The sequence below is a fragment of the Paenalcaligenes sp. Me131 genome, from assembly GCF_050487225.1.
Classification (GTDB): Bacteria; Pseudomonadota; Gammaproteobacteria; order Burkholderiales; family Burkholderiaceae_B; genus Paenalcaligenes.
On record NZ_JBKQGY010000001.1, the window covers coordinates 939,978 to 952,340 of the forward strand.

14 protein-coding genes are annotated in these 12,363 nt (G+C 51.4%); 5 read left to right on the top strand and 9 right to left on the bottom strand.

The features are described 5' to 3' along the window. Positions 1-29: 29 nt before the first annotated feature. The gene (locus ACLPHM_RS04530; RefSeq protein WP_430220074.1) at positions 30-836 is read left to right on the top strand and encodes an META domain-containing protein; all 807 of its coding nucleotides are present in this window, start codon (positions 30-32) and stop codon (positions 834-836) included. A gap of 160 nt (positions 837-996) precedes the next feature. Here the strand turns inward: ACLPHM_RS04530 and ACLPHM_RS04535 are convergent, their stop codons facing one another. After that, the gene (locus tag ACLPHM_RS04535; RefSeq protein ID WP_430220075.1) at positions 997-1,326 is read right to left on the bottom strand and encodes a hypothetical protein; all 330 of its coding nucleotides are present in this window, start codon (positions 1,324-1,326) and stop codon (positions 997-999) included. A 39-nt stretch (positions 1,327-1,365) separates the two neighbouring features. After that, the gene (locus ACLPHM_RS04540) at positions 1,366-2,439 is read right to left on the bottom strand and encodes an MFS transporter (RefSeq protein ID WP_430220076.1); all 1,074 of its coding nucleotides are present in this window, start codon (positions 2,437-2,439) and stop codon (positions 1,366-1,368) included. A gap of 88 nt (positions 2,440-2,527) precedes the next feature. On the opposite strand from ACLPHM_RS04540, the gene ACLPHM_RS04545 reads away from it, so the two are divergent. Both ACLPHM_RS04545 and ACLPHM_RS04550 read left to right on the top strand, forming a co-directional pair. Continuing rightward, a complete protein-coding gene (locus tag ACLPHM_RS04545; RefSeq protein WP_430220077.1) occupies positions 2,528-3,121 on the top strand; it encodes a TetR/AcrR family transcriptional regulator in 594 nt (197 codons plus the stop codon). Positions 3,122-3,223: 102 nt separating this feature from the next. After that, positions 3,224-3,562 carry a tRNA-binding protein gene (locus ACLPHM_RS04550; RefSeq protein WP_430220078.1) on the top strand — a complete coding sequence of 113 codons (339 nt, stop codon included), beginning with the start codon at positions 3,224-3,226 and terminating at the stop codon, positions 3,560-3,562. 37 nt (positions 3,563-3,599) lie between these two features. Here the strand turns inward: ACLPHM_RS04550 and lpdA are convergent, their stop codons facing one another. Genes lpdA through ACLPHM_RS04570 form a run of 4 tightly spaced genes read right to left on the bottom strand, consistent with a single transcriptional unit; the run spans position 3,600 to position 8,702 of the window. Next, on the bottom strand, positions 3,600-5,000 hold the full coding sequence (lpdA, locus tag ACLPHM_RS04555; protein ID WP_430220079.1) for a dihydrolipoyl dehydrogenase: 1,401 nt from the start codon (positions 4,998-5,000) through the stop codon (positions 3,600-3,602). Beyond that, positions 4,997-6,391, bottom strand: a complete 1,395-nt coding sequence (locus ACLPHM_RS04560; RefSeq protein ID WP_430220080.1) for a dihydrolipoamide acetyltransferase family protein — start codon at positions 6,389-6,391, stop codon at positions 4,997-4,999. Before ACLPHM_RS04560 ends, lpdA begins: the two co-directional genes overlap by 4 nt. Continuing rightward, positions 6,391-7,431 carry an alpha-ketoacid dehydrogenase subunit beta gene (locus ACLPHM_RS04565; RefSeq protein WP_430220748.1) on the bottom strand — a complete coding sequence of 347 codons (1,041 nt, stop codon included), beginning with the start codon at positions 7,429-7,431 and terminating at the stop codon, positions 6,391-6,393. Before ACLPHM_RS04565 ends, ACLPHM_RS04560 begins: the two co-directional genes overlap by 1 nt. 38 nt (positions 7,432-7,469) lie before the next feature. Next, positions 7,470-8,702: a 3-methyl-2-oxobutanoate dehydrogenase (2-methylpropanoyl-transferring) subunit alpha gene (locus tag ACLPHM_RS04570; RefSeq protein ID WP_430220081.1), complete on the bottom strand. Its 1,233-nt coding sequence runs from the start codon at positions 8,700-8,702 to the stop codon at positions 7,470-7,472. A 279-nt stretch (positions 8,703-8,981) separates the two neighbouring features. Between ACLPHM_RS04570 and ACLPHM_RS04575 the strand changes: the two genes are divergently transcribed. Further along, the gene (locus ACLPHM_RS04575; RefSeq protein WP_430220082.1) at positions 8,982-9,845 is read left to right on the top strand and encodes a GNAT family N-acetyltransferase; all 864 of its coding nucleotides are present in this window, start codon (positions 8,982-8,984) and stop codon (positions 9,843-9,845) included. A gap of 66 nt (positions 9,846-9,911) precedes the next feature. On the opposite strand, the gene ACLPHM_RS04580 is transcribed toward ACLPHM_RS04575, so the two are convergent. From ACLPHM_RS04580 to ACLPHM_RS04590, 3 genes are all read right to left on the bottom strand, one after another. Beyond that, entirely contained in the window at positions 9,912-10,421 is a 510-nt protein-coding gene (locus tag ACLPHM_RS04580) for a GbsR/MarR family transcriptional regulator (RefSeq protein WP_430220083.1), read from the bottom strand. Positions 10,422-10,649: 228 nt separating this feature from the next. After that, positions 10,650-11,255, bottom strand: a complete 606-nt coding sequence (locus ACLPHM_RS04585) for a hypothetical protein (protein WP_430220084.1) — start codon at positions 11,253-11,255, stop codon at positions 10,650-10,652. A 101-nt stretch (positions 11,256-11,356) separates the two neighbouring features. Beyond that, positions 11,357-11,773 carry an acyl-CoA thioesterase gene (locus tag ACLPHM_RS04590; RefSeq protein WP_430220085.1) on the bottom strand — a complete coding sequence of 139 codons (417 nt, stop codon included), beginning with the start codon at positions 11,771-11,773 and terminating at the stop codon, positions 11,357-11,359. Between the two features lie 196 nt (positions 11,774-11,969). On the opposite strand from ACLPHM_RS04590, the gene ACLPHM_RS04595 reads away from it, so the two are divergent. Beyond that, positions 11,970-12,362, top strand: a complete 393-nt coding sequence (locus ACLPHM_RS04595) for a nuclear transport factor 2 family protein (protein WP_430220086.1) — start codon at positions 11,970-11,972, stop codon at positions 12,360-12,362. The last annotated feature ends 1 nt before the right edge of the window (position 12,363 follow it).

The window sequence follows — 12,363 nt, forward strand, 5'->3', positions numbered from 1 at the left end:
CGCTTTGCCTCGCTGAATAAGGAAAGACTATGAAGAAAAAATTTGCGCTAACAGCTGGTTTTGTTGCCTTGATGGGTTTGGCAGCATGCTCTAGCTCCCCTTCTGCTAACACTAGCTCTGCACAGCAATCCTCGATGAACACCGAAACGACACTTCAAGCATATAACTGGGCTTTGGAATCCGTAGCGGCCAAAGGCCAGAAACCGCAAGCGGCCCCTGCTGGCATTAACGGCACACCCATTGTGCTGCACTTTGCGGACAACCAAGTTTCGGTAGAAGGTCTATGTAATTTAATGAATGGCGGCTACAACGTTAACGGCTCACATATTTCCGTTAGCAACCCTGCTTCCACCATGAAAATGTGCTCGGACCAAAAACTCATGAGTTTTGAGCATGAAGTTGGTCAACGTTTACCTACGGTTAGCCAATGGGCAATCAATGCTAACGATGCCAACCCTACACTGACACTAACCTTTGCTGATGGCACCAAATGGCTGATGCAAGGCGAACCTACTCCTGAAACGCTTTACGGCGGTGAGCCTGAGCGTATTTTCTTGGAAGTAGCGCCGCAGCGCGAAGCATGCTCGCACGCCATGATCCCGAACTACCAGTGTTTGAAAGTGCGTGAAATCACGTATGACAACAATGGCCTAAAAACCAAAACGGGTGACTGGGGCTATTACTACGGTGATATTCAAGGCTACGACCACCAACCCGGTATTCGTAATGTCTTGCGCATCAACCGTTACACACGCCAAAACGTGCCCGCTGATGCGTCCAAATACGTAGATATTCTGGACATGGTGGTTGAAAGCGAACAAACCAAACAGCTCTAAGTCATACACGCTGCAACGTCAGCACCCACAAAAAAGTCCGTATGGGTATTCATACGGACTTTTTTTATAGGTGGTCGTAACCACTGCCGCTTAGGGGGCTATCCCCTTCATCGTGCTATAGCGTCTAGCCTTACAGTAAGTAGCTGCCCCATTGACGCTGTCACCACCCACGCCATGCCCACAGCATTAGCAACAGCGGTGTCCCCACTACCGCACCAACTATCGCGAACAGCGGCCCATACAACACGGCACTCATTGGGATCCACGACACGCATTCTGTAATGCCCTCACTCAAACACGTAAACTCTGCTCCCTGTAACACGCTCGCCACGGGTAAAAACAATCCGGCCACCACGACACTGAGGGCTACAGCACTAATCAAGGCCAGTAAGGTACGTACAAGGGTTTGCATAAGAATGGTAGCAATCGCAGTATGAAAGAAAGACAGCAGCATAGCGGTAACGCGCTCTACTCCTGACTGTGCAGCCATTGTAAAGCACTGACTTCCTTACTTAGTAGCAGATTGTGATCAGCGTTTTATCATACTGATTGCGAGTAGCACCGCTACCAGCGCAACCCCTGCGGCTACGTAGGTAATATGTTGTACCCCAAAAGTAGGGATCACGAGCCCACCTAGCATTGCCCCTAACCCCGTACCAGCATTTGCAGCAGAAACATTAAAGGTGCCCGCCAAGGCTTGCGCATGGGATGCCGCCTTCATCACCCTCACCTGACAAATAGGAAATAATGCGGTGTAGGCAATGCCCCATATGGCCAGTGCTCCCGCTAACCCTGTGTAGGAAGACACCATAGACACGCTGCTTAACATCCCTAGCCCTAGCACGACCACACACACGATGGTGGCGCCCAGCGGGTTGCGATCTACATAACGCCCACCTAACCAGTTCCCTCCCAACCCTACTGCCCCAAAGCCCATTAACCACCACCCTACATGGGTAGCCTTAACCCCCGCTACGGTTTCCAAAAAGTCGGCCAAATAGGTATAGGCCGTAAACATCGCCGTAAACACGAGCACCGACAACAGAATCTGCAACAGAAATCGTTTGTCATGCAGGATACGTAATTGCTCTGCCATTCGCACTCTAGTGGGTTGTGCCACCCTAGGCATGAAAGCCGCTAAGGCAATTGCCATGATCAGCGATAATCCAGACAACAACCCAAAGGTGCTACGCCACCCAAACTGTATCGCCGCTACAGTACCTAGCGGGATACCGAACAACAACGCCGCCGAAATACCTAGGTACACACGCGATACGGCCAGTCCGGCTTTTTGAGGCCCTACAATTTGGGCTGCAGTTTCACTTGCTGTGCCCCAAAACACAGGTAACACCAATGCGGGGATAAACCTGGCAATGGCTAACACCCATATTGATGTCGCCATGGCCGCCAACGCATTCGCTGCAGCAAACACCAACAAAATCACCACAAATAATCGTTTGCGCTCTACGTGTGATAACCATGCCGTTAGCAATGGCCCACACAGCATTACCGTGAAAGCAAATAAGGTCACCAACTGCCCCGCCATCGCAACAGACACCTGCAAATCACGCGCCAAGGCAGGCAATTGCAACCCAAAGTACATACCCTACTCGGCCTTCTGACGGCTGAACTCAGCATAGCGTGACACGAACAAAATAGGTATACTGGTCTACCTACTTTTTATGTTTGTGATGATGAGTACACCTACTAGGGCCAAAAAAGAAAGCGCACGCGACAAACTGCTACATGCTGCTGCCACCTTGTTTTATAACAATGGGATTGCTGCTACCGGCATTGATAGCATCGTCAAAAAAGCCGATGTCGCCAAGAAAAGTCTCTACAACAATTTTGCGTCAAAGTCTGATCTCATCGCGGCGTACATAGAAAGCCGCCATGCCGAATGGTTGTCGCTCTATGCCCAACGCCTACAGCAAGCCACCACCCCAACTGAACGCGTCTTGGCGGTTTTTGATGCGTACACCGATCATGCTGACGATGCGTATGAACGAGGCTTTAGAGGCTGCGGCCTGTTAAATGCTGCCGCAGAATTTCCGGCTGGAGACACTGCCAGACTGGCTGTACGAGCCCACAAAGAAGACGTAGAGGCCTTATTGCAGCAGCATGTGGCTGAGCTATTACCAGAACAGCCTGAACGTAGCGCTGCGTTGGCACAGCACCTCGCCTTCCTACTGGAAGGTGCCATGGTACGTGCAGGCTTAGAAGGCCATAGTGCCTGCTCAGCACAAGCCAGAGCCATCGCTGCTGCCCTGTTAGAGAACGCGTAATCACGTACTGATACCTAACTGCTGTATCTCTTACAGCAACCCCTCTTTATTCTTTTACTGCTGACAGCCTTAGCGCTGTTTTTACCCTTGGAGCCCACCGGCATGAACACCATTACTTGGGATGATTTTGAGAAAGTAGAACTGCGCGTAGGCCGCATTATTCAAGCCGACCCTTTTCCCGAAGCACGTCGACCTGCTTATAAACTGGTGGTGGATTTTGGCCCTGAAATTGGACAACGTAAGTCTAGTGCGCAAATCACAGACCTCTACACGCTAGACGAGTTGGTAGGTAAACAGGTAGTGGCAGTGGTGAATTTCCCACCCAAACAAATAGGCCCCATTATGTCTGAATGCTTGGTCACGGGTTTTCCGGATGAGCAAGGCCGTGTGGTGCTGTGCACGCCAGACAAAGCAGTACCACTGGGTGGCAAACTGTACTAATTGCTGATGCTAGGCAGAGGGGCAAGCCCCTCTGTTGTTACCGGTGCAAGCCACGACCCAACGCGTGAAACGCTGCCTCTTGTAAGGCTTCGCCCAACGAAGGGTGCGCATGTATGGTGCCTGCTATATCTTCTAGGCGGCTTTGCATTTCTAGCGATAGGCCAAAGGTACTGACCAACTCAGCCACCCCCTCCCCCACAGCCTGCCAGCCTACAATGGCGTGATTGTCGCGCCGCGCCACCACGCGCACAAACCCTGCCGAGGCCTCCATGGTCATTGCCCTACCGTTCGCTGCAAGGTGGAAAATGCCGGTGATGCAATCCATGCCTGAAGCCGCTGCCTGCTCTGGCGTCACACCCGCCGTGACGATCTCTGGATCGGTAAAACATACCGCAGGAATACTGGCAGGCATAAAGTGGCGCTTCTTGCCTGCAATCACATCCACGGCCACTTCGGCCTGAGCCATTGCTCTATGTGCCAACATAGGCTCGCCCGTGACATCACCAATCGCCCACACCTGATGCATAGATGTTCGGCATTGATCGTCTACGCGTATGGCATTGCCATTCATCGCCAACTGCAGACTCTCTAGCCCAAAGCCCTTGGTAAATGGGTGCCTACCTACCGCCACTAACACCTTATCAAACTGCCCACTGCCTGCTACACCGTCTGCCCCTTCCCAACTTAAGGTAGTGGTTTTTGCCTCAAACCCTTTTACCGAGCACGACAACTGCAACTGCACACCCAACGCCTTGAGGCTAGCCTCTACGGGTTTCACCAGTTCTGCATCGTAGCCGGGCAACACTCTATCGCTGGCTTCAACGATAGTGACCGCGCTACCCAAGCGCGCGTAGGCCATTCCCAACTCCAAGCCTATATACCCTGCGCCAATCACTGCAAAACGTTTAGGAACCTGCGTCAAAGACAATGCTTGAGTGGACGACAGCACGTCACCACCAAACGGCAAATGCGGTAGTGCCACAGCTTGTGAGCCCGTTGCCAACATCAAGTGCTCGCATTGCATGCGCATAATGCCTTCGGTGTGCTCGATTTCTACGGTTTTGCCATCCAGAATACGAGCCCACCCCTGAATCAGCTGTACACCCGCTTTGCGCAGCAGCCCATTTACACCCGACGTAAGCTTACTCACCATGGCATCTTTCCAAGCCACCGTTTTGGCCAGATCAATGTTGGGCGTTGCTACACTAATACCCAATGGCGACGCCGTTTGAGCATAACGGGTGGCTAGATGAAACTCGGACGATGCATGAATCAATGCCTTAGAAGGGATACACCCTACATTCAAGCACGTCCCCCCTACACCACCGCCTTCCACCAGCACGGTAGCAATCCCCTGCTGTGCCGCACGTAAGGCTGCCACATAACCGCCTGGGCCACCGCCAACAATCAGTAATGTCGTGCTTTTTTGTAGCGTCATACTGCCTCCACAAACAACAGCGCCGGGCACTCTAACAAAGCACGTATGCGTTGAATGAACTGTGCCGCATCCATACCATCTACCACTCGGTGATCAAAGGATGACGACAAGTTCATCATTTTTCGTGCCACTACTGCACCATCTTTAATAACCGGACGCTCTACGATGCGGTTCACACCCACAATCGCCACCTCGGGGTGGTTAATAACAGGGGTAGCCATTATGCCGCCCAACGGCCCCAAGCTAGTCAGCGTAATGGTAGAACCCGATAGCTCGTCACGCGCTGCACGCCCTTCTCTGGCCACTCGTGCTAACCGGACGGTTTCCTGCGAAGCCTGCCACAAATCCAACTGATCCGCATGGCGCACCACTGGCACCATCAACCCCGTTTCAGTTTGCGTGGCGACCCCCATGTGTACGGCACCGTAACGATGGATGATTTCTGCCTCATCGTCATAACGCGCATTCATCTGCGGAAACTCTCGAAGGGCAATCACCATCGCCCGCATAATAAACGGCAACAATGTGAGCTTACCTTTGTCTTCCCCATACTCGTGATTCAGCTTGGCGCGTAGGTTTTCTAGCTCGGTCACATCCAGTTCTTCTACATAGGTGAAGTGTGGAATGCGTCGTTTAGCTTCCTGCATTTTTTGAGCGATTTTTCTACGCAACCCTATGACTGGAATGTCATCTATACGCTCGTCATCGTGCAATACAGGCTGACCATGCACACGTACACCACGACTAGCCGTAGACGACTGCTGCATGTAGGCATCTACATCTTGATGTGTAATCTGCCCAACAGGCCCGGTAGCAGGCACATATTGCAACTCAATGCCCAGCTCCCATGCGCGTTGGCGCACGGCTGGCGATGCCAAAGGCTTAGCGCCAGTAGGTCTCGCCGCACCACCGGGTGCAGATACTGTACGTGCTGTTTTGGGGGTACTGCTGCTCACAGGCAATGCTGTGTTAACCGCTGTAGCAACGGCAGTTGTTGAACTTGCCGGCTGTGCAGCAGTGGTTGCCGCAGACACCGTAGCCGACGACGTCACCGCTGCTGTCGCCGAAGTTGCTGCATCCGTCGCTGCCGATTGTGCGGCACTGGCAGGTGCTGGTGCTGCCGAAGCCGTCGCACTCACGTTGCCCGCACCTTCCACTTCTAAGCGTATGAGCTCAGACCCTACGGCCATCACTTCGCCTATCTCGCCACCCAACGCGACCACCACCCCACTCACCGGAGACGGTACTTCTACCGTGGCTTTATCAGTCATCACATCAGCAAGGATTTGGTCTTCGACCACGGTATCACCCGCTTTGACATGCCAACCCACCAACTCAACTTCTGCAATGCCCTCGCCTATGTCTGGCATTTTAATGACATGTATACCCATTATTGACCTCCTGTGTGACATTGTCTGGCGGTAGGTAAGCTACCTAATACGCGTTTGTAGGCGTCGTGTACACGTTGAGGGCTAGGGAAATAATGCCACTCGTGCAAATGCGGATACGGCACATCCCACCCCGCCACACGCTCTATAGGTGCTTCCAAATGGTAGAAACAATGCTCTTGCACCAAGGTTGCCAATTCGGCACCAAACCCGCTGGTTTGCGTGGCTTCATGCACAATCACACAACGGCCGGTTTTACGTACTGACTCAGTAATGGCGTCTAGGTCTACTGGCCACAACGTGCGTAAATCGAGGATTTCAGCATCTATACCCGCCGCATTCGCCGCCTCTAGTGCCACATGTACCATTGTGCCGTAGGTTAAAACGGTCAGCGCTTCGCCGGGTTGCACAATAGCGGCTTTATCCAAAGGAATACTGTAATAGCCCTCAGGCACTTTACCTTTTTCATGCTTGGACCACGGCACGATAGGCCTGTCGTGATGCCCATCAAAAGGGCCGTTATACAAGCGTTTGGGCTCTAGAAAAATAACAGGATCGTTATTTTCAATGGAGGCAATCAACAATCCTTTGGCATCATAAGGATTGCTAGGCATTACCGTACGTATACCGCTCACGTGGGTAAAGAAAGCCTCTGGGCTCTGACTGTGCGTTTGGCCACCAAAAATCCCGCCCCCGCACGGCATGCGTATGGTTAGGGGGGCTGTAAATTCGCCCGCCGACCTATAACGCAAACGGGCCGCTTCTGACACAATTTGGTCGGTGGCTGGATAAAAATAATCGGCAAATTGAATTTCTACTACAGGGCGCAAACCATAAGCCCCCATGCCTACTGCGGCCCCAACAATGCCGCTTTCAGATATGGGTGCATCAAACACACGGGTTTTGCCATACTTGGCCTGCAAGCCTTCTGTACATCGAAATACGCCACCGAAATAGCCTACATCCTGCCCAAAAACCACCACGTTATTGTCGCGCTCTAACATGACGTCCATGGCTGAGCGCAATGCTTGGATCATGGTCATATCCACCAGATCGTGCTCGTGTTTGTGCTGTTCCATGATTACACCCCCGCCTGTTGACGCTGATGCTGCAAATGCCACGGCGTATGTTCGTACACGTCCTCAAACATACTAGCTGCGCTAATGACCTGTTCATTTGCCATGGTCCCAAAAGCTTCTGCTTCTTTCTGAGCAGCCATGACTTCTTCCAAGGCTGCTTTTTCAGCCGCTTCGTGCTCTGCATCAGACCAGATACCTCGCTTAATCATGTACTGTTTTAAGCGTGCGATAGGATCCCCTAACGGGAAATGCGACCAGTCATCAGCAGGCCGGTATTTGCTCGGGTCGTCTGACGTAGAATGCGGGCCTGCACGATACGTCACCCATTCAATTAAGGTGGGGCCCAGATTGGCACGAGCACGCTCGGCCGCCCATTTGGCCACTTCGTATGCCGCGATAAAGTCGTTACCATCCGCCCGTATAGACACAATTCCACTGCCCACGCCACGCGCTGCAAAGGTGTTATTCTCACCGCCCGCAATGCCTTGAAACGAGGAAATCGCCCACTGATTATTCACGACATTAAGCAGCACTGGGGCCTGGTAAACGTGCGCAAACGTTAGTGCAGTCTGATAGTCAGAGGCCGCTGTCGCACCATCACCAATCCATGCAGACGCAATGCTGGTGTCGTTTTTGATGGCAGACGCCATCGCCCAACCTACTGCTTGAATCATCTGCGTCGCCAGGTTGCCTGACAGCGAGAAAAAACCTGCGTCACGCACCGAGTACAACACCGGTAACTGACGACCTTTCAAACGGTCTTTTTCGTTGGAGAACAGCTGACACATCATATCGACCAACGACACGCCTTGCGTGATCAACAAGTTTTGTTGTCGGTACGAGGGGAAACACATATCGCCTTTGGCCAGTACCATAGACTGGGCCACACCAATGGCTTCTTCACCCAAACTTTGGGTATAGAAAGACATTTTCTTCTGGCGCTGTGCATTGACCATACGCGCATCGAACACACGCGTTTTGATCATGGCTAGCATGCCTTTGAGCAGCAGCTCTGGCGCAAGTTCGGTGGCCCAAGGGCCTACCGCTACGCCCTCGTCATCCAGCACACGTACTAAGCCATACGCTAAATCGACAGTATCGCGTGCTGACACATCTAAAGGGGGTTTTGCTGCTGCACCAGCAGGTTGTAAATGCAGATAAGAGAAGTCAGTAGCATGACCTGGACGGCCAGAGGGCTCGGGTACATGCAACCGTAATGCGGGGGTTTGTCTCATATTTTTCTCGCCTTCGAAAAAACTTGTGGATTTTTCGTTGCTACTTTTATGCACCGCTTGATGAGCAGTAAATCAATCATCGCTCATCTTTGAGAATTTCTCAAATCGATCATCGTTGGCAAAAAATAACGCCCGCGCTCTACGCTTACACCCCTTGGGATGGAATACGGTAACCCCCTGCTACCACCGCTGTACTCACTGTATAAAAAACACTTGTCTAGTTAGTTCATTCAGTTTAGACTGAACAGTCTATTATTAAAATACAAAACTCTGTACGCTATGCTCTCCGCCATCACCTTGCCCACTACGACAGCACACAGCGCCTCTACCGCCACAGATTTGCAATCCGCCACGTCAGAATTATGGCGTGATCCCAATGCCCCCAGCGCGCACACTCAGGCACAATTTGCCGATGTCATTAATCAATACTGGCAAGAGCCTTTCGTTGGACGCACAATCTACAGTGATGAACACCTACGCATCGTCATTAATCCTCAGTTGGATGCCGACGAAGGCGTAACAATCCTACACACACTGAGCAATACACACACCGCTATTGCCCTACTGCCACATATTGCCGAAGCACTGCATAGCCACGGTGTATTGCATAGCAGCGAGGGGCTCACCGCAGACCGCATTCGTATGGCGCTTGCTGAGTTAGGTATTGTGATGCACGGTGCTGACTGCCTGTATTACGTCCCCAACGATGTCCGGCAGGCTTGGCTTAACGAAGCAGAAAACTCCGCTATCCGCCAACTGTCACCCGACGATGCCATGTTATTTGCCGAATTGGAATACCACACTAGCGATGACGATTTGGACATGGCACAAGTGGCTATAGACGACTGGGCTGCTTTTGGCGTGTGGGAAGAACAAAATGGCACACTGGTTGGTGCAGCCAGTATTTACCCATGGTGCAATGCGCCCATCCTAGATATAGGAATATTCACCCTGACTACCGCACGCGGCCAAGGACACGCCACCCAATTGCTACGCGCTGTGGGCCGTTATGCCATGGCACACCACTACGAGCTGCAATATCGCAGCCAAGCGGACAACCACGCTTCTATTGCGCTGGCTGAAGCGGCGGGATTAGCGTTATTTGGGTATTGGGAGATCCCTACACCCCACACCCCCACCTAACACAAGCCCTACCAGTCTCACGCACTACCGCTTGAAACGCCTGCAGACCGGTAAAGGTTCTGTCGTTTAGGACTCTGTTGAAGAAGGAGAGGAAGCCACTGGCAAAGCCCAGCCAGTTCCCGCCAATTTTGTTTTTAAGGCTTCTAGTGCTTTCACAGTTTCTATATGAAAGTCTTTGGCGGCTTGCACGCGCGCGGTGGCTTCTGCCGGTAAATCACCGTGCGTTAACAGCTCATCCACATAGCCATTAAAACGTAGCGATTCGCGTATGCTGTGCTCTATAGCCAAGGTAAACGGGTTGCTATGCAACTGGAAAAAATCTTGCCGCTTTCCGCGTACAGACACGCGCTCAATGATGCCCACACGCTCTAGCAATCGCGTGTTGGTGCTGATACTTGCCCTACTGGCCTGCAAGCGCTCGGCCAATTCCGCAAAGCTAATTGGGCCACCATCCAACAGAAAAATGCCTATTAAGCGGCCCGCAATACGCGGCATACCGCTGGCCTCAGCTTGTAGACCATTACGCTCTATAAACTGTTCCCTAGCGTGTTGGCTGGTGGAGATTTCGTCAGTCATGTCATCACTCATTATTCATTGGGACAAGTTTATCCCAAACCCGTTGCTTCAAGTGCGTGATGATCGATTACTGATTGTAGAGCTGAAATAAACGCTCACTCGCGGATAATCCCCACCCTAAATTTAACGGTTGGTCTGCAGGCTGAACTTCAGGAGCCATGCTCGACGACACCGTAATGCCGACTCGGAGCATAAAATAATTGCAAGACATCTGGATGACAACAGTTGTCATGTGCGAGCCGCTGTTAACTGCTGCAGATAGAGTTGGTATAGACGCTTGTTCGCCTTGATCGCCCACGCCACATCTACGTCAGTCAAGATATCAGGAAAAAAAGTGGAGCTAACTTCCACACTGAGATTATCAACCACCAGTTTGGGCGCGTGCACACCCAGTTCATCCTCCAGATCTGCTATGGGGTACGGAAACCATACCCATGCATTACCAAACACGTCTTCTATCACATCGTGAACAGCGCCTGTTGCCTTAGCTTCTTCTTTGCTTGGCAATGCTGGATCCCGCTTAATCTCGGCCGTGATTAACCCTATGCTGGCGGCATAATCTTTTGCGGTGATCAGTTCTTTGCCTGCCATATCCAACTTCCAGATACACAACCGGCCTTCGCCACGAGGTGTATTAAAGTATCCCTCTGTCGCCTCTGGATTCACAATTTCTATCATGCTAATGACAGGTGCACCAATGCTATAGGCCATTGCCGCGCAGTCAGGAAAATCCACTGCTGAAGCATGCACATTGCCCACCACACACAACATCCCCATCGTCAGTATTTTTGTAAATAGCTTCACTTCCACCACCTTTTTTACCAACTTGACCATAACGCCCACCGCCTCGACGCTGTAGCTGCTCCCTTATTGTTATGCCAATATCGCTCTTGATGAGAGCGGAGCCACATACGTCACCACGTTATTTATTGCTTTTAATACAGCGAAGCCAACGCTGTTTTGGCGTGGTCCGTTAAGGACTTTTTCTGACGTGTCTGCTTATCTGCCAACACAATCACTGTTTTCGCGACCGCCGCGCAAACGTCCCCTGAAAAAATCACCTGCTCGGTAGTAAAGGAGCTGTTGCCGATGTGGGTCACCTTGGTGCCTATCACTACAGAACCTGGCCAGTTGATTTCTGCTAGATAGTCCACGGAAATATGCGCCAACATGAACATGCTGTTTTCATGGTCCAACCCGTATTGAGGATCAAACAAAATGTCTACCCTACCCATTTCAATCAACGTGACATATACCGCGTTATTTACATGCCCTTGCGAATCCGTATCACGGAAACGCAGTTTTTCTACGGTATGAACAGGGTAATCTTTTAAATCGTAATTCTTTTTCATTGTCTCTTTATATCCGTGCAACAGTCACTATCTATAACAGATAGGCAGAACGTTAGGGTTACCTCTGCCCTAATTTTCTATGCATACTCATAGGGCGATATCCATACACGTAGCTTCTCACCTATCTGCAGATCCAGCATCGCCCTTTATACTACAAAGCAACCCCATTACGTTGCTGTACCCATAGGGAAACATCATGAGCGCTGTCAGCATACACACCGTGCTAGACCAATTATTGAACCAACAACATTTGCCTTTAGAAGACGTCATAAATCGCCACTTCAGCCCACATTACCGACAACGCACCAATGGTGTTTGGGATGACCATGCTGCTTTCAGTCAGCACATACGTAAACTGCGCGAAGTGGTAGAGTCAGTGCGTATTGAGGTACTGGACGAACTGCACGACGGTAATCGTTATGCCGATAGACACTGCGTCTATGTGACTAAGCGCGATGGTTCCACCGTGGTGCAAGAGGTATATTTGTTTGGCGAGTTAGATAGCGATGGCCGTTTTCTACGCATAGAAGAAACAACGCTAATGCTAGAAGGTGCTGAGGCTGACAGAAATATAGGCAGTGTGAAATAAG